Genomic DNA, 17,857 nt, shown 5'->3' on the forward strand with positions numbered 1-17,857 from the left:
AATGAAAAAAGAATGGTCCATATTTCTTACGGCGGTCATGTTTTATACCCGCATCCCCTGCCCCAGATGGATAGACCATTCAGCCGATATGTTGAACAAAGCCACCAAGTATTTTCCATTGATTGGCTGGGTGGTTGGAGGGTTTGCTGGAGTTATATTTTTGAGCGTTTCGCAAGTTCTTCCTGTTAGTATTGCGGTATTGCTTTCCATGATAGCAAGTATCCTTTTGACTGGCGCATTTCACGAAGATGGATTTGCAGATGTCTGCGATGGATTTGGTGGTGGATGGACCAAGGAGAAAATTCTGACCATTATGAAGGATTCCGCCATTGGCGCGTATGGTGCGTTAGGAATGATCATGATGCTGCTATTTAAATTTCTTCTTTTGTGGGAAATTGCCGGAGAAACAGATGCATTGATTGCGGTTGTAGTAATTGTGGCAGGCCATTCGATCAGTAGAGCCAATGCTGTTTTCATGATATTCACAGACGAATATGCGCGCGACAATGAAGACTCCAAAGCCAAACCAGTGGCCAAACAAATGAAATTTGGCACTTTCATTGTCGCCATTTTTATAGGGCTCCTTCCATTAGCCTATTTTCATAATCTATATTTCCTCACAGCCATTCCTGTGCTTATTTTGGTTAAATTGTATCTATCCAGCTATTTCAAAAAATGGATAGGTGGATACACAGGTGATTGTTTGGGTGCTGTTCAGCAAATTTCCGAAGTCGCCTTTTACTTATTGGTTTTACTACTATGGAAATTTATCTAATCAGGCATACCACACCGAAAATCGCCAAAGGCATTTGCTATGGTCAAAGCGACATCGATCTCACATCCAGCTTTGAAGACGAAGCGAAATCTGTTCATCATTTGGTAGAAAAACCTTTGGATTATATCTTTTCAAGTCCCTTAATAAGATGTGCCAAACTGGCGAATTCATTTGAGTCCGATGTTCAAACCGAACCTCGATTAATGGAATTGAATTTTGGTAAGTGGGAAATGAAAAAATGGAAGGACGTCCCGCAACCAGCCCTGAATGAGTGGATGGAAAACTATGTAGACATATCTCCACCAAACGGTGAGTCTTATAAGCAACTTAAAGCAAGAGTAGTAGAAATTTTCAAAGGCATCATATCTCAAAATAGACGAGTGACAGGTATTATCACTCATGCAGGGCCGATTAGAGCCATATTGTCGCATGTACTCAACCTATCTCTAAAAGACACTTTTACACTTAAAATTGACTATGGAAGTATTACAAAAATCAGTTTGATTGAAGGAATGTTTTCCGTGGATTATATCAACAAAAAATGACAAAGATTCCATTGGCCATAAGCTGGAGTGGCGGCAAAGATTCGAGCATGATGCTACATCATCTCGTGAATGACTCTCAGTATGAAATTGTTGAATTGCATACGGCCATATCTAGTGAAACAGAAAGAGTATCCATGCATGGTGTGAGCCAAGACCTTATACGTGCACAGGCGGATTCCATAGGATTGCCCATTCATTTTATATCGATTGCGCCGGATTCCACAAATGCCAACTACGAAAAAGCACTAAATGAATATTACTCAAATCTTAAAGCGAAAGGAATCAACCATATCGGCTTTGGTGATATTTTTCTTGAAGACCTAAAGGCTTACCGAGATCAGATGCTCAGTAACAATGGACTTACCGGTGTTTATCCGCTTTGGAAAAAGAAAACTAGTGATCTCGCTAATTACTTCTTTGATCAAAGTTTTCAAACACTAATTTGTGCATCTAAGCAGTCTCTTTTCCCCGAAAGTATTTGCGGAAAGGTTTATTCCAAAGAAATGCTAGAGAGCTTCAGCCCTGAAGTAGATCCGTGTGGAGAAAATGGCGAATTTCACTCTTATGCATTTGATGGGCCGATTTTCAAAAAACCAATCTCCATTGATGTCAATGAAATTAAAACGCACACTTATGAGCATAAGCTTGCATCAGGAGAAGAGGTGAAAACTGCTTTTGAATTTGCTGATTTGACTTTGACTAAGCCAGTTGCTGTTTGATTGCATCAAGCATTTGAGCTGTTGCTTTTGATACGGATACTTTATTCTGCTGGATTTTAAGTTTCAACTCATTTTGAATGGTTTTGAGTCCGGCTTTCTCAGATAGCTCTAATAGAATACCTAATTGTACCCGTTCCTCAAACCAAGACATATTTTGATTGGACCGATTTTGATCAAATGATCCATTGGAAGTCATTTCCAGTTCAAAAGCTTGAATCATCTGCCAAACTTCGTCAAAACCTATTTTCTCTAATGCAGAGCATAGTTCTACCTGAGTAGACCACCCAGTTTCGCTTGCCGCAAACAAATGCAAGGCACTCAATAAATCCTTCTTGGATTGCTTAGCAAGCTTAGCTTGATCTCCGTCGGCTTTATTTATTACAATACCATGAGCCATTTCCATGATACCTTTTTTTATACCTTGCAAATCATCACCAGAGCCAGGCTGAATCATCAGAAGAAAGAAATCCACCATATTATTGACTAGCGTTTCCGATTGCCCTACCCCCACTGTTTCTACAATGATTACATCAAAACCAGCCGCCTCACAAAGCATCACAGCTTCTCTGGTCCGGTTATTAACACCACCCAGCGCATTTCCCGAAGCCGACGGTCTGATATAGGCCTTTGGATTTCGACTTAAAAACTCCATGCGCGTTTTATCACCCAATATACTCCCACCAGTTTTCTGGCTGCTTGGATCTACGGCAAGTACAGCCACCTTTTTACCTTGATCAATAAGATATGAACCGAACCCTTCTATAAAGCTAGACTTCCCAACCCCTGGTGTTCCAGTAATTCCTATTCGGATAGAGCGATGATCAATTTTTACAATCCTATCTAGTAATTCATCAGCTACAAGCTGATCTTCTTTCCTTTTACTTTCCACTAAAGTGATAGCCCTTGCCAAAATCACATGATCATGTGCTTTGAGGCCTTTTAAATAATAATCAAGTTTAAATCTTTTCATTAGGGATATGAAGTGAAAAATTAAAGATAACAACGAAATGACACGAGTTTGATAATAATCAAAAAATTAAGATTCAGAATACTTCTTATGGTTGGATTTCCTATGTTTATAGATATTTTGGAGCATTTGGTCGATTAATAATTGAATTAAACTAAGATAGAGTTAGCTTTAATTTTGAAAAGAGAAAAAGGTTAACAAATGTTCCGATCTATATATGACTCGAACATTTACTAATCTTAATAAACTGACATGTTTAATAAATTCTGGAAAGAAACCTTATACGCTTTATTTTTCATTCTTGCCTTGGCTTTTCTTGTCACTCAGGTAACTGCGTTTAAAGTATTTGATATTTTCGACCCAATCGGCGCAGTATTTGAAGATATGGAAAGTACTGATATCGTATTTTCTCAATTGAGGGAAGATCCTATCGCAGAAGAAAATCTGGTCATTGTAAATATTGGAGACTTACCTAGAGGCGGAATAGCTGATATGGTAAATATCATTAATGCTGCAGAACCAAGAGTCATTGGCATGGATATGATATTTAGAAATCCGAAAGAGGATACATTAGGTGATTTAAAGTTGTCAGATGCTTTTTCCCGAGTGGAGAACTTAGTGATGTACAGTAAACTAGTAGATATCGATGATGACGGAGATTTTGATACTTTGGAAGTATCCTACCCTCCTTACTTTGACTACGGCGAAACAGCCTTTGTCAACTTCATTACTGGCGCTGCTGATCAAGATGACTTGAAAATGTGCCGACAATTTGCAGTTCGAGAGTATGTAAATGATGAACCCGAACTTGCGTTCTCTGTCAAGATGGCTCAATATATGGATCCAGACAAAGTCGAAAGGTTTTTAGCGAGAGAAAACGACGTTGAAGACATCAATTATAGAGGTAATATTTTTGATTATGGTGACACTGCCTATCCGATAAGCTACTTTGCTTTAGATTGGTACCAAGTGCTTGACATGGAGTTTGCACCAGAATTAATCAAAGACAAGGCTGTAATTTTTTGCTATTTAGGTAGCGAACTGGGAGACAGAAAAGCCATGGATGACAAGTATTTCACCCCGCTAAACAAAAACTATGTAGGCAAGACTCATGCGGATATGTTTGGTGGAGTGGTTCATGCAAATGCTTTCTCTATGATTATGGCAGAAGACTATATCGATGCACTGGGTGATAATTTCGCCTATATTATGGCATTGATATTGCTGTATTTAAATATCGTACTATTCACAGTAATCTATAAAGTAGTGCCCATGTGGTACGATGGGTTGACAAAACTTATACAATTAATAGAGGCCGCGACGTTATTTACGTTAAACCTCGTCATATTTAATTATTTTAACTTAAAGGTGGATGTTACATTTTCTATCATTGCCGTATTAATTGTAGGAGATGCATTGGAAGTATTCTTTGGTGTATTTGTCAATCTTTTCACAAAAGAAGGTCGAAGGGAACTTCGACAATTAAAGAAATTGTAAATTTGTAATCTATAAATCTATATATATCATGAGAACTAAATTATTCATAACATCAACTCTTCTGATATTCTTTCTAGTCAATACCAGCTACGGACAAAGTTTTGTTTTTAGAGTATTGGCCAGTAAAGGAGCCAATCAGGTAAAAAAAGCTCAATCAGGCGAAACAATTCCTCTGAAGACCGGAGCAACGCTAATGTCAGGTGACGAACTAATTGCTGCATCTGGCGCTTACATTGGATTAATGCATAAGTCGGGAAGAACTATCGAAGTTAGGAATCCAGGTGTAACTAAAATTACAGACTTAGAAACTAAACTTGCTAAAAATCAATCTTCTGTTGCGAACAAATATGCTCAATTTGTGATGAACAAAATGAGTGACGATGATGGAGCTAGCTCTAATTACAGACGTAACATGAAGGCTACAGGAGCCGTGGAGCGTGCTACAAGCAGCGCTGCACTTAAAGTGATGCTACCAAGCTCTGTTGACATCCTAAATCCGGAGGCTATCATTCGATGGGACGGTGCGGAAGAAGTATCAGATGCATCTTATGTTGTTAGCATCAAAAACATTTTTGATGAAGAAATCTATAGTGCTGAAACTACAGACACGAGCATGAGCATCAACTTCGAAGATGATCAGTTGGCCAATGAAAGACTCGTTATTTTGAATGTAAAAGTGAAGGATAATGATGAGTTGAAGTCAGGTGACTATGGCATCAAAAGAATGTCTTCAGATGATGCATCTTCTATCAACGAAAATCTCGAGGCTTTGAAATCTGATTTATCAGGTGATAGCCCATTGAACAACTTGATATTCGCTTCTTTCTATGAAGAAAACAACTTGATCTTAGATGCAATGACTCAATACGAAAAAGCATTGATTGCATCTCCAGACGTAGAAGACTTCAAAACGCTCTACGACGATTTCTTAATTAAGAATGGCTTGAAGTAAGAAATAGATTATTAGAAAATGAAGGTCATGCCCCAAAGGCATGGCCTTTTTTAATGCCTATAAAATTCAATTATCTGTTAGCTCCGGCAAGTAAGTACATAACCGCCATTCGAACCGCTACACCATTTTCAACCTGATTCAAAATAATAGAATGTTGGGAATCTGCCACATCACTAGTGATCTCCACTCCCCTATTGATTGGTCCTGGATGCATAATCACAATCTCTTTATCCAATCGATCTAGTAGTTGCTTGTTTACCCCAAAATAAAGAGAATACTCTCGCAAAGATGGAAAATATTTGATGTGCTGCCTTTCTAGTTGGATTCTTAGGATATTGGCAACATCGCACCATTGCAGGGCTTCAAACACATCCGTAACCACTTTCACTCCTAATGAAGTGATGTACTTAGGCACAAGGGTGGCCGGTCCGCAAATCATCACCTCTGCTCCTAGTTTTTGCAAAGCAAACACATTTGACAAGGCAACACGAGAATGAATGATGTCCCCAATGATAGCAATTTTCTTGCCTGCCAAGTCACCAAGCTTTTCTCGCATAGAGAATGTATCCAGTAACGCTTGAGTGGGATGCTCGTGTGTCCCATCCCCAGCATTTACAATATTGGCGTCAATATGTTTTGACAGAAAATGTGGTGCACCTGGCGATGAGTGCCTCATAACTATCATATCTACCTTCATAGCCAGGATATTGTTCACCGTATCCAACAAGGTCTCGCCCTTCTTCACAGAACTTCCCGAAGAAGAAAAGTTAATCACGTCTGCTGAGAGTCTTTTCTCAGCTAATTCGAAAGAAAGCTTTGTCCTGGTTGAATTTTCAAAGAAAACGTTGGCAATGGTAATATCTCTGAGAGAAGGCACCTTTTTGATGGGCCTATTGATGACATCTTTAAAATTATCAGCAGTCTCAAAAATCAACTGAATATCATCAGATGTTAAATCTTTGATACCCAATAAATGTTTGCTGCTCAACTGACTCATTTCTCTGAATTATCTATCAACCAAATTTTATCTTCTTTTTTGCCTTGTTCGGTAAGTTCGACGAGGACTTTTTGTGACAACACAGTATTCACTTGTTTGCCAATATAGTTTGCCTCGACTGGTATGTCTCGACTATATACTCTATCTATTAATGTTAGAAACTCTACTTTCGCAGGTCGGCCAAAAGCACCCATAGCATCCATAGCGGATTTAACAGACCTCCCTGTATATAACACATCATCGATCAAGACTACATTTTTGTCTTCTATGATGAATGGAACTTTAGTCTCGTTGGGGGCTAGTAGCTCGTCTCTCCTCCTAAAATCATCACGATGAAAGGTAATATCCAGATACCCCAGAGGAATAGTCTTCTTTATCACCTCTTCCAGTTTGGCCTTTATCCGCTCGGCTACATAAATACCCTTTGGCTGTAGACCCAGCAACACGGTATTTTCAAACTTGTTGTGATTTTCGATTAATTGATAACAAAGACGGGAGATGGTAATACTCAGGTGATGGCTATTAAGAAGAAGTCTCTTTTGCATGTGTCTTTGATTACGCAAATATAGAAACTAGCCCTTTACATATAAAAGTATTTTCAGTAGAAGATTTCAGATTATTGATATTGAACTTTGTTGATATAGAAAACACGTCGATTCAGCTTCACATCCTTATCTTTTAAGTTTTTGATATGCTGAATACCAAAGGTATAGAAGTTTCCATCAAACCACTTTTCTAGCCCTTCCATTTCTTTATCATTGTTTCTGATCTCGTCTGACTTGAAATGTAATTCTATAGGGTCAAAGCTCTTCCCCTCCAGTATTTCATCGTTTTGAATAATTTTCGAGCGAATTACATTTTCGTAAACATACAAAAGGACGATGCGATTATCTTCCACACTTATTTGCACATTTGGCTTCAGTGAATAACTCAATAAATCATTGATTTCAAAACTATTGTCCCAGAGCAACTCCCCTTTCTTGCTAAATCCAACAACTACAGCATGAGTATATTTATACCCTATAAAGTTGGGGTTTGAAAACCCATCATTCCCAGGAAAACTATTGGATGCATAAAAATTACTACTTCCATAATTAGAATATTTAGGATAATAGGCTTCACCAATGAGAATGTATTCGTTTTCTCTTTCAACAATATCGTTGATCAGTAATCTATAGTTGAATTTCACCTTTTGACCCTTTACTTTTTTTCGTTCAATTTTCTCTTTGACTCTTTCTTCTCGCTTTGCCCTCATGTACGAGAAGAAGTTATCCAGTTCTGCATAGTCGTGATACTTGATAAACTCTTGTTTACCTAAATTCAATTTTGCCAAATACAATCCTCGTGAAAATTCCGATTTCCTTTTGGAGTAAGTTCCCGCCACATACTGCGTACCATTGTCAAAGCTAGTAGAAACCCCATCCAACAGACTTTTCTCATACTCGGTGTCGATTGTTTCCTTATGAACCATTTCCCCCTTTTCTGTAAAGGTTTTGAGAGAGACGGTAACTTTTTTGTTTTGACCACTTTCGCTCATCACAACTGTAAAGTTATTTGTCTTCTTGTCTGTCCTTACATCAATGATAGAGCTATTGTTATTATATATTCCAGGCATGACTATCGGTCGAGGATCATCCAGGTCTATCACGGAAATAACGGGTTTCATATTCGAATAACCACCAAAAATCAATGTATTCGAAACCACTTCAAAATGACTCAATTCTAAAGGCAACGAAAGAGAAAGGTTGTAAGAAAGAATTTGCTCACCGGCCAAGTCTGCCTGATATACAATTAAGTCATCCAGCTTATATTGAGATTTTCCAAAGAGAAGAAAAAAGCCTTCATCACTATAATCATACCCTAAGAAAACAGCACCATAATCTATAGATAAAGCCTTGTCCCAAACCACATTCAATAAACTATCTACTCGATATAACTCCCAAACAAAACCAGTCTGAGTCCGGTTTCTTGTTTGTTTGACCACGAGTAAGCCATTCTCCTTTGCGGAAATAATGATAAAATCTTCATCCTTGGTACCAACTTCGAATTCAATTCGCTTCGGTTGGACAATAAAAGATTCCTGTTCGACCGTATCCTGTTCCGCGTTTTTTTGTTTCTTCTGACCAAGCGTTACCAGCTGAATACCCAATACCAGGAAAAATAATATGCACGTGATTTTTTTCATTTCTAATCTCTTACTTAAAAAAGGATTCTAGAAGACAATACCCTTATTATTTATTGATTCATTTCTGCCCTAAGGATAAAACAATATCAAACTCCTCTTTTTTCACCGGTTGTACAGAAAGTCTAGAGTTATTCACCAACACCATATCAGATAAACGGTTGTCATTTTTGATTTGTTCTAATGTAACCGCTACTTCCAATTTAAATTCAGGCACGAGGTCAACTACTACCCATCTATCATCATCTGTGGTGGGGTCTGGATAATGCTCACGAACGACTTTTGCTACGCCTACTACACATTTATCGTTTACACTGTGATAAAACAAGGCTAAGTCATCCTTCTTCATACTCATCATGTGCTTTCGAGCTGCATAATTACGTACGCCATCCCAGTGGTCTCTTCCTAATTTCACAAAATCATCCCAAGCGTAAGTATTAGGTTCGGACTTGATTAACCAATAGTTCATAGATATAAGATCAATTGTTAATTGAAATTTAAATATTTATGAGACTAATGCAAATGGTCTAAGCAGGTATGCTTGGCAAATACTTAAGAATACTCATTTGATCAAAATCGAGACACTCATTAGCTAGTCTACGAAGCTGAGTTCTCGTCACGCGATCCACCTTATCAAAAACCGCTTCAAGTCCTTCTATTTTGCCATGATCCAAAATGCTCTTTGCCATCATAAGCATAAAGTTTTGATTGTTTTCTTCAGACATAGCCAATTGTCCTTTAATCTGATTTTTGGCTGTTTGAAGCTGCTTAGAACCTAGCTCCTTTTCCATGAGCTTTTTAATCTCTTTCTGCACGAGCTGTAAGGAACGGTCCAAATTGGCTGGTTCTGTAGCATAAAATATAGAAAATAACCCTGTATCTGTAAAAGCCTGAAAATTAGATTCAATGTTGTAAACCATTCCATGATTTTCGCGAAGACTTAGATTAAGCCTTGAATTCATGGCATTACCACCTAAAATATTATTAAGAACAAAAAAAGGAATTTTCTGATCCGAATAGATATCAAAGGCCCTACACCCTATACCTACGTGAGCTTGGGAAATATCTCTTTTTTCAATGGCCTCAAGCGGTTTGTATCCATTGACCAGCACTCGCTCTCTTTGACTAGAAATGCGGTCGATTTGAAGTAGGTTTTTTTCTACAATTCTCTTTAGTTTTTTTAACGAATAATTGCCTACTGAAGAGAAAACCATGCGCTCTGTATCCAGATTTTCACTTACAAAATCCAGAAAATCTGTTTGATGGAAGGATTTAACACTTTCCTGCGTTCCTAATATATTGTTTCCAAGCTGATGACCATTAAAGACAAGCGTGTCCAATTGGTCTTGGATAGCATCCTCAGGACTATCCGCATACATAGACATCTCCTCCAGAATCACCTGCCGCTCTTTATTGATTTGAACATCTGGGAAAATAGAATTAAAGGTGATGTCTGTAAGTAAGTCTACTGCTTTGTCTAAGTGATTGTCTAGCACTGCGGCATAAAAACAGATTTTTTCTTTTGTAGTGTAGGCATTAAGTTCTCCACCAAGAGACTCCAATCGGTTGATGATATGAAAAGCTTTTCGTCGCTGAGTACCTTTGAAAGCCATATGCTCCCAAAAGTGAGCAATCCCTTGCTGCAGTGTGCCCTCGTCTCTACTGCCGATATCCAGCATCAATGCACAGTGGGCGATTTTCGTATTTGAAACTTGTCTATGAACCACCCTAATCCCATTGGGTAATTCCCACAACTCATAATCCATCATATAACTTCTTTCGAAGCCACAAAGTTATACATTTTGATGGCCTGAAATATTGGTTGACTGGAAATGTCTGTTTAATTACCGGAAAGCTTTTGAATCTTCATTGCAATGTAACTTTTCTCCAATTCGTTATCTAAAAGGTCTACTCCTTCTTTATAAGCTTTTAACGCTTCCTTTTTCTTGTTTGCCGCCTCATATAGATGCCCTTTAACCAAGTAGAGCAAATAATAGTTACTTAAAAATCCTGTCTCTTCAATTTTTTTCAACTCCTCCATAGCAACTTCCCAGCCCTCTACTTGAGCCAAAGGCACCAATCGATTAAGTTGTGCTACTGCTGAGGGAAAACGAAGGACCATGGCATCATATAATCCGAGAATTTCTTTCCAGTTGGTTTCTTCAAAAGTCTTAGCTGCGCAATGTATCGAAGAGATTACTGCTTGAATGTGATATTCTGAATATACCGGTTGCTGGACCGCTTTATTTAAAAAATAATGACCAGTCTGAATCATTTCCTGATCCCATTTGGATCGATCTTGATCTTCTAAAGAAATAATAAATCCTCCCTCGCTCATCCTAGATTCAGATCTGGCCAAATGAAAATACATTAACGCCTCAAGGGCATTGGTCTCAGGCAGATTCCCTATTTCAGCATCTAATAGTAGCTTATTAAGTCGAAGCGCTTCTATACATAAGTCAACATTCAAAATCTTCTCTCCAGAGCTGGGCTTATACCCTTCGTTAAACAATAAATAAATTACTTTTAAGACTACTGAGAGTCTATCTTTCAGCTCGTTGGCAGGGGGTAATTCAAATGAGGCATTGACCTCTATAAGTTTTTGCCTAGACCGGGTATATGACTTAGCCACTGCAGCTTCAGACTTTAGCAAACAGGCTGCTATTTCCTTCACCCCCAATCCACAAAGTACCTTCAAAGCCAAAATAATTTGATACTCCATATTGAGCTGCGGATGGCAGCACGCAAAGAGCATTTTGAGCAATTCATCTTTTAGCACATCATCCGGATTGATATCAGATACAAATGAAGCCTCCTGCAAATCAAAAGGACTGTCTTCAGTATAATCTTGCCTGGACAAGCGTCTCAGTTGATCAATCATTTGATTGTTAGCCACTCGATAAATCCACCCAGCTGGGTTTGCGGGCACCTCTTTATACGGCCAGGTTTGCATAGCTTTATACATAGCCTCTTGTACCACATCTTCAGCCAACGTCAAATGGCTAGGACCATACTTGCTTACGAGCAGCGATACGATCTTGCCATATTCATTTCTAAATAAATGATCTACAATTTGCTCTGTAGAGGAGTTTTCTATTGATTCTGACAAGTTGGATTTAATTGATGTACTAAAGAGGCTCGCAAACTAGTCTTTTTTAACATCTGCAAAAGATAATTGATAAGTCGTATGACCAAATCCTTCACTATCAAGTGCTTGGTCTATAATCTCCCAAGCATCATCAAAAACTGGTTCGTTTGCGGCAATTATATCAATAGCAGCATGATCAGAATGGTAAAAACTAAGTGAATAGAGCGCCGTTGATGGGTATGGGAATTCGGTTACAAACTCAACTTCAAATACCTTCCGGGTAGATCCTTTTGGTATAACAATGAGGTCATTTGACGCTTTGAAACCTAACTTGGAAGATGTAATGTATGAAACACTGATGTCGTAATCAGAATTGTTGTTAACTAGATAATCTGCTGTATTCTCTTTGGCCTCCACCTCTGGCGAATACAAATCCTCTTGCTGACATCCAGCAAATAAAAAAATAAATATGACCGATATGTGGATTAAAAGGTGTTTCACAACTAGTTGATTCTTCTCAAGACTCTACTAAAGTTACCACTTTTTATCACAACAAACAATAGTAAAATTAGAGCAAAAAAAAGGGTTAAGCACACTCAACCCTTTTCCATATCAACTCTAAACTGAGTTACATATCCATTTTCATGATTTCTCTAACCTCTACAGACCCTCCATCTTCATATATAGGACATCCTTTTGAAATTTCAACAGCACCATCAAGTGTATCTGATTTGACAATCAAATAACCACCCACCATTTCTTTTCCTTCTGCATAGGCACCATCAGTAATCAATGCTCCCGCGTTACGAACTACCTTCCCTTCTTTCTGAAGAGGTTCGCCAGCAACCAATTTATTATCTGCAGCCAATCCTTGCATCCAAACTCCCCATTTAGCCATATGTGCTTGCATTTCTTCTGGCGTCTGATCTGAGCCTGACTCGTCGTTTCTAAAGATGAATAGATAATCTTTCATGTGTTTTATGTTTTAGTTTATAAATTATTCGATTCTAACCAGGTAATCAAGGGATTCATATAATGTTCATCCCATCCTCGTTTAATATTTTGAAAAGACCTTTCTGGAATATCTGTGTGAATCAATGTGACCTCAAGACCAGCAGGCCCTGTCTTCCATTCAAATGACACTTTCGAGTAACCTGTCCAATTTTTTTCCTTCCATTGCTGCTCCAAAGTATTTGCCGCCACTTTTAAGTTCACTCCTACTATGCTTCCACTCCACAAGGAAAAAGTCGCTTCGACTTCGTCACTCATCACTGCTGGTGCGCCCGACCATTGGCTAACCATGGATTGATTCGTCAAAGCCTTATAAAACATTTTCTCACTCACATTAACCATGTATTGTTTTTTAAATCGCTTCATATCCTTGCTGTTTTGATAAGATGACGAACGAAAGTCAAGCATCAGGACAGAAATTTGAAAAATTATTTTTCATGTCAGAGATCATTAAAAAGAAGCACTAGATTTACGAAAGCAAATAGCCTGTTCTATTTCATTAATAAACAATATCTCCATGAAATATTTACCCATAGGGCAAGACCTTTTTATCACTAACCGTAAGAAGTTCAACGCTAGACTCAAATCCAACTCCGTTGCCATTTTCAATTCAAGTGATATAATGCCTACCTCAGCGGATGGCACTATGCCCTTCAAACAAGACGCTAACATATTTTACTTATCTGGGATCGATCAGGAAGAATCTATACTACTATTAGCCCCTGATTTTCCAGATGAGAGATTTCGTGAAGTACTATTTCTCAGGGAAACAAATGAAGAAATAGCCGTTTGGGAGGGGCATAAATACACCAAAGATGAAGCCACAAACGCTTCTGGAATAAAGACCGTAAAATGGTTGAACGAATTTGAATCGGTATTGAACACCATATTGGCGGAATCAGAACATATTTACTTAGATTCCAATGAACATATTCGGAATGGTAATCAAGTAGAAACGAGAACAGGTCGATTTGTTAAATGGTGTCAGGAAAATTATCCCTTGCATGAGTATCAACGTATTGCACCAATTATTTATGATCTCAGATGCGTGAAGGAAAAAAGAGAAATAGAAATGATTCAACACGCCTGCGACATCACTGAAATCGGATTTAGAAGAATCTTAGAATTCACAAAGCCAGGGGTATGGGAATACGAATTAGAAGCGGAGTTTTCTTATGAATTTTTACGGAATCGAGCCACCAGATTTGCTTATGACCCAATTATTGCTTCGGGAGGAAATTCATGCGTACTCCACTATGTAGAGAACAACCAGCAATGTAAAGACGGAGATATCATCTTATTTGACGTAGGTGCTGAGTATGGCAACTATAATGCGGATATGACACGAGTAATTCCAGTAAACGGAAAGTTCAGCAAGAGGCAACGACAAGTCTACGATGCTGTACTTAGAGTAAAAAATGAGGCTACCGAGTTACTGAAATCAGGAAATGCCATTCCTGAATACCATCAAGCGGTTGGTGAAATCATGGAAAGAGAGCTTTTGACCTTGGGACTTATCAGTAAATCTGACATTGAAAAACAGGACCCTGATTGGCCGGCTTATAAAAAATATTTCATGCACGGCACTTCGCATCATCTAGGCTTAAACGTTCATGATGTAGCGAGTATTTATAAGAAATTTGAACCCGGTATGGTTTTCACTGTTGAGCCTGGGATTTACATTCCCGAAGAGAAAATTGGAATCAGATTAGAAGACAATGTAGTAATCACAAAAGATGGACACATCAATCTGATGAAGAACATTCCGATTCACGCCGAAGAAATTGAAAGTTTGATGAACGCTTAAAGATGACCACAAAATGAACAACGAATCCATAAAAAACTCCAACGAAGCACCCGAACCTGTTGGTCTTTACCCTCATGCGAGAAAAGTAGGCAACCTACTATTTCTCTCTGGAGTAGGGCCAAGAGAAAAAGGAACCAAAATTATTCCTGGTGTTGAACTCAATGAAAAAGGAGAAATTGAATCTTATGATATCGCCGCGCAATGCCATTCGGTTTTTAAAAATATCAGATTGATTCTTGAAGCATCTGGTTCGTCTTGGGATAAGCTCGTCGATGTGACTGTTTTTCTCACCAACATGAAAGACGATTTTAAAACCTATAATGAAATCTATGCTGACTATTTTAAAGACAATCAGCCTTGCCGGACAACGGTTGAAATCAACTGTTTACCTACACCAATTGCGATTGAATTGAAATGTGTAGCTACCATAGACTAACCGTTATCTATTGTCTCAAATGAAATTTCGATGTATATTCGGAATTCCTTTTACAACCAAACAATTAAACTATTATGACATTTACTGTTAAACATCAGGAGACCTACTCCAGGGGCGAATTGCTCTTAAGGTCCTTTTTTGGATACTTCTACATTGTACTTCCCCATGCCTTTTTATTAATGTTCTTAGGACTTTGGGGTTCTATTCTCTCGTTTATCTCCTGGCTCATCATCATGTTCACTGGCAGCTATCCGGAAAACTTTTTCGAATATCAAGTGAAGCTAATGAAATGGTCTACCAGAGTAAATCTTCGAATTTACAATTTGGCAGACGGATACCCTGCTTTTGGATTGGAAAGTGAAGATCCTGCATTCAGCCTTGATGTTCCTTACCCGGAAAATCTCAGTAGAGCTACTCAGCTATTGAAGTTACTCTTTGGAGCCATCTACGTGATTATTCCACATGGCTTTCTGCTTTTGTTTAGAGGCATTGCTACTATGTTTCTTTGGATGCTAGGCTGGTGGGTCGTGTTGTTCACTGGTAAGTTTCCTGAATCTTGGCACGAGTTTATCGTAGGCACCATGCGGTGGGGGCTAAGAGTACAGCTCTACATGGGATATATGACGGATGACTACCCTCCTTTCTCAGGCAAATAATATTCAACCATATCACGATGAGAGTCCCAAGATATAATCTTTTGACTCTCATTTTTCCAACCACTTGAATCACTATGGAATACTACGATCTCGAACAACCTGACGAACTCAGCAAAAAGGAAAAGGAAGACGCCATGGGTGCCTACCTTATGATGTTTGCTGCTATTGGTGCTGGTTTACCTTTGCCCATCATCAATTTGATCGCGTCAGTGATTTACTATTTTGTTCAGAAAAAGAATACAAGGTTCGTGAAGTTTCATAGTCTGCAGTCCCTTTGGAGTCAGATTCCTACTACGCTGATCAATGCAGGTGCGATGTATTGGACCTTGCAGATTTTTCTTTTCGACAACCTGGAAGTATCGGATATGTACTACGGCTATCTCGTCATGTTAGTCATTTTGAATTTGGCTTATTTCGCCTTTAGCATTGTAGGGGCTGTAAAAGCCAGAAATGGAAAAATGTACTACTTCCTATTTTTTGGTAAAATATGTTACCACCAAGTGTATCAAATTAGAGATGAAACGGATAACGGTTCTGAAAATGTAAACCTTCCACCTAAACTATGAAATGGGGTGCACTTAAAGAGCTAGGGATACTTATCATCATCTTTGGCGCCGTTTGGGCTGGTTTTTCATATTACAATTATGATGAAATTGAAAACCCATTTACCATCTCACTCGAAAAGGAAGCTGAGTTATCCGACTTTATGAACAAACATTTAATGTCTGATTTTAAGATTATCCAAAATCAAGCATTAGATTCTTCTATTCAAATTATTACGGACAGGTTATTGTCCAATCTGGATTCAGCACAATATGAATACAAATTCCATATCATTGACGAGTCTGAAACCAATGCTTTCACTACGCTGGATGGCAATATTTACATCTTTAGTGGACTCATCAAAGAAGTGTCTTCGGCTGAAGAACTAGCCCTTATCCTGGCACATGAAATTGGTCATGCAGAAAACAAACATGTTGTTGATAAACTTATTAAGACTATTGGTATAGAAGCTTTGTTTAGCATCATGACCGGAGGAGATCCCGTATTAATTTCAGAAATAAGCAAACTGACGCTATCGACTTCATTCGACAGACTCAATGAAGAAGAAGCTGACGACTTTGCTCTTTCTTTGGCTTATGAAAGCCAAATCAACCCCAGAAGATTAGCCCAGTTTTTCCTAAAAATGAAGGCTAAGGATCAATCCGTACTTCAGGAAAAGTTGGAATTTATAAGTACTCACCCCATGAGCAGCGATAGAATAAAAAAGTCATCGGACTATACATTGCCCGATGACTTTAAAGAGATTGCTATTCCCTTAGATTGGGAAATAGTAAAAAGTTATCTCAATTAGATTCCGCTCACCTCAGCTTCTCTATGAATTTTTTTAACCAAACCTTGTAACACTTTACCTGGTCCGCATTCTACAAATTCAGTTGCGCCTTCAGCCACCATCTGCTGTACAGACTGTGTCCATCGAACAGGTGCCGTAAGCTGCGCAATCAAATTAGCTTTGATTTCTTCTACACTCGAATGAGCCTTTGCGTCTACATTCTGATAGACTGGACAAATAGGTTCAGAGAAAGTAGTCGCCTCAATAGCAGCTGCCAATTGTTCTCTGGCAGGCTCCATCAATGGCGAATGAAAAGCTCCTCCTACTGGAAGTGGCAACGCTCTTTTTGCTCCAGCTTCTTTCATTTTTTCACAAGCCAATTCGATTCCAGCATTAGAACCCGAAATAACCAATTGACCTGGGCAGTTGTAATTGGCTGCCACCACTACATCATCAATTCCAGCACAAATTTCTTCTACTTTCTCATCTTCCAACCCTAGGATGGCTGCCATAGTAGATGGGTTCAACTCACAAGCTTTTTGCATGGCCTGAGCACGCTGCGAAACCAACTTCAGCCCGTCTTCGAAAGTCAAAGTACGATTAGCTACAAGCGCCGAAAATTCACCCAAAGAATGTCCCGCTACCATATCTGGCTTAAAATCATCATTGATTAAAGCAGACACCACAGAATGAATAAAAACTGCAGGTTGAGTCACTTTTGTCTCTTTCAACTCATCAGCTGTACCTTCAAACATGATTTTAGTAATATCAAATCCTAAAATTTGATTGGCACTATCAAAAAGTGTCTTGGCCTTGCTAGAATTCTCATATAGATCTTTGCCCATGCCTGTAAACTGAGCTCCCTGTCCTGGGAATACATATGCTTTCATCA

The 17,857-nt window shown here is 38.6% G+C and carries 21 protein-coding genes; 10 read left to right on the forward strand and 11 right to left on the reverse strand.

Annotated elements, in window-relative coordinates; all coding sequences use genetic code 11:
* Position 1 precedes the first annotated feature (1 nt).
* From R8N23_RS14165 to R8N23_RS14175, 3 genes are read left to right on the forward strand one after another with little or no spacing between them, the layout of a single operon-like run.
* A complete protein-coding gene (locus R8N23_RS14165) occupies positions 2-775 on the forward strand; it encodes an adenosylcobinamide-GDP ribazoletransferase (RefSeq protein WP_318172264.1) in 774 nt (257 codons plus the stop codon).
* The gene (cobC, locus tag R8N23_RS14170; RefSeq protein ID WP_318172265.1) at positions 760-1,320 is read left to right on the forward strand and encodes an alpha-ribazole phosphatase; all 561 of its coding nucleotides are present in this window, start codon (positions 760-762) and stop codon (positions 1,318-1,320) included. Before R8N23_RS14165 ends, cobC begins: the two co-directional genes overlap by 16 nt.
* Entirely contained in the window at positions 1,317-2,039 is a 723-nt protein-coding gene (locus R8N23_RS14175; protein ID WP_318172266.1) for a diphthine--ammonia ligase, read from the forward strand. Before cobC ends, R8N23_RS14175 begins: the two co-directional genes overlap by 4 nt.
* Here the strand turns inward: R8N23_RS14175 and meaB are convergent.
* A complete protein-coding gene (gene meaB / locus R8N23_RS14180; RefSeq protein ID WP_318172267.1) occupies positions 2,020-3,009 on the reverse strand; it encodes a methylmalonyl Co-A mutase-associated GTPase MeaB in 990 nt (329 codons plus the stop codon). The genes R8N23_RS14175 and meaB overlap by 20 nt on opposite strands.
* Before the next feature lie 249 nt (positions 3,010-3,258).
* Between meaB and R8N23_RS14185 the strand changes: the two genes are divergently transcribed.
* Both R8N23_RS14185 and R8N23_RS14190 read left to right on the forward strand, forming a co-directional pair.
* Entirely contained in the window at positions 3,259-4,503 is a 1,245-nt protein-coding gene (locus tag R8N23_RS14185; RefSeq protein ID WP_318172268.1) for a CHASE2 domain-containing protein, read from the forward strand.
* 28 nt (positions 4,504-4,531) lie between these two features.
* On the forward strand, positions 4,532-5,455 hold the full coding sequence (locus R8N23_RS14190; protein ID WP_318172269.1) for a hypothetical protein: 924 nt from the start codon (positions 4,532-4,534) through the stop codon (positions 5,453-5,455).
* Positions 5,456-5,525: 70 nt separating this feature from the next.
* On the opposite strand, the gene R8N23_RS14195 is transcribed toward R8N23_RS14190, so the two are convergent.
* The 9 genes from R8N23_RS14195 to R8N23_RS14235 all read right to left on the reverse strand — a co-directional run bounded on the left by R8N23_RS14195 (position 5,526) and on the right by R8N23_RS14235 (position 13,099).
* The gene (locus R8N23_RS14195; RefSeq protein ID WP_318172270.1) at positions 5,526-6,452 is read right to left on the reverse strand and encodes an aspartate carbamoyltransferase catalytic subunit; all 927 of its coding nucleotides are present in this window, start codon (positions 6,450-6,452) and stop codon (positions 5,526-5,528) included.
* Positions 6,449-6,997, reverse strand: coding sequence for a bifunctional pyr operon transcriptional regulator/uracil phosphoribosyltransferase PyrR (gene pyrR / locus R8N23_RS14200; RefSeq protein WP_318172271.1), 549 nt, complete (start codon positions 6,995-6,997; stop codon positions 6,449-6,451). Before pyrR ends, R8N23_RS14195 begins: the two co-directional genes overlap by 4 nt.
* Positions 6,998-7,068: 71 nt before the next feature.
* Positions 7,069-8,637: a hypothetical protein gene (locus R8N23_RS14205; RefSeq protein ID WP_318172272.1), complete on the reverse strand. Its 1,569-nt coding sequence runs from the start codon at positions 8,635-8,637 to the stop codon at positions 7,069-7,071.
* Positions 8,638-8,695: 58 nt separating this feature from the next.
* Positions 8,696-9,103 (reverse strand): EVE domain-containing protein, encoded by a 408-nt coding sequence (locus R8N23_RS14210; RefSeq protein WP_318172273.1) that lies wholly within the window; start codon positions 9,101-9,103, stop codon positions 8,696-8,698.
* Between the two features lie 58 nt (positions 9,104-9,161).
* The gene (locus R8N23_RS14215; protein WP_318172274.1) at positions 9,162-10,403 is read right to left on the reverse strand and encodes a pitrilysin family protein; all 1,242 of its coding nucleotides are present in this window, start codon (positions 10,401-10,403) and stop codon (positions 9,162-9,164) included.
* 71 nt (positions 10,404-10,474) lie between these two features.
* Complete coding sequence (locus tag R8N23_RS14220; protein ID WP_318172275.1) at positions 10,475-11,743, reverse strand: RNA polymerase sigma factor; 1,269 nt, start codon at positions 11,741-11,743, stop codon at positions 10,475-10,477.
* Positions 11,744-11,779: 36 nt separating this feature from the next.
* Positions 11,780-12,223: a hypothetical protein gene (locus tag R8N23_RS14225; protein ID WP_318172276.1), complete on the reverse strand. Its 444-nt coding sequence runs from the start codon at positions 12,221-12,223 to the stop codon at positions 11,780-11,782.
* A gap of 127 nt (positions 12,224-12,350) precedes the next feature.
* Positions 12,351-12,695: a YciI family protein gene (locus tag R8N23_RS14230; protein ID WP_318172277.1), complete on the reverse strand. Its 345-nt coding sequence runs from the start codon at positions 12,693-12,695 to the stop codon at positions 12,351-12,353.
* A 17-nt stretch (positions 12,696-12,712) separates the two neighbouring features.
* A complete protein-coding gene (locus R8N23_RS14235; protein ID WP_318172278.1) occupies positions 12,713-13,099 on the reverse strand; it encodes an SRPBCC domain-containing protein in 387 nt (128 codons plus the stop codon).
* A 151-nt stretch (positions 13,100-13,250) separates the two neighbouring features.
* Between R8N23_RS14235 and R8N23_RS14240 the strand changes: the two genes are divergently transcribed.
* The 5 genes from R8N23_RS14240 to R8N23_RS14260 all read left to right on the forward strand — a co-directional run bounded on the left by R8N23_RS14240 (position 13,251) and on the right by R8N23_RS14260 (position 16,986).
* Positions 13,251-14,540 (forward strand): aminopeptidase P family protein, encoded by a 1,290-nt coding sequence (locus R8N23_RS14240; RefSeq protein ID WP_318172279.1) that lies wholly within the window; start codon positions 13,251-13,253, stop codon positions 14,538-14,540.
* Between the two features lie 13 nt (positions 14,541-14,553).
* On the forward strand, positions 14,554-14,976 hold the full coding sequence (locus tag R8N23_RS14245; RefSeq protein WP_318172280.1) for a RidA family protein: 423 nt from the start codon (positions 14,554-14,556) through the stop codon (positions 14,974-14,976).
* A gap of 74 nt (positions 14,977-15,050) precedes the next feature.
* A complete protein-coding gene (locus R8N23_RS14250) occupies positions 15,051-15,632 on the forward strand; it encodes a DUF4389 domain-containing protein (RefSeq protein ID WP_318172281.1) in 582 nt (193 codons plus the stop codon).
* Between the two features lie 74 nt (positions 15,633-15,706).
* Positions 15,707-16,198 carry a DUF4870 domain-containing protein gene (locus tag R8N23_RS14255; protein ID WP_318172282.1) on the forward strand — a complete coding sequence of 164 codons (492 nt, stop codon included), beginning with the start codon at positions 15,707-15,709 and terminating at the stop codon, positions 16,196-16,198.
* Positions 16,195-16,986 carry a M48 family metallopeptidase gene (locus tag R8N23_RS14260; RefSeq protein WP_318172283.1) on the forward strand — a complete coding sequence of 264 codons (792 nt, stop codon included), beginning with the start codon at positions 16,195-16,197 and terminating at the stop codon, positions 16,984-16,986. The genes R8N23_RS14255 and R8N23_RS14260 overlap by 4 nt, the downstream gene beginning before the upstream one ends.
* Here R8N23_RS14260 and fabD read toward each other — a convergent pair.
* A complete protein-coding gene (gene fabD / locus R8N23_RS14265; RefSeq protein WP_318172284.1) occupies positions 16,983-17,855 on the reverse strand; it encodes an ACP S-malonyltransferase in 873 nt (290 codons plus the stop codon). The two genes, R8N23_RS14260 and fabD, sit on opposite strands and share 4 nt — an antisense overlap.
* Between the last annotated feature and the right edge of the window lie 2 nt (positions 17,856-17,857).

Source organism: Reichenbachiella sp., from assembly GCF_033344935.1.
Lineage (GTDB): Bacteria > Bacteroidota > Bacteroidia > Cytophagales > Cyclobacteriaceae > Reichenbachiella.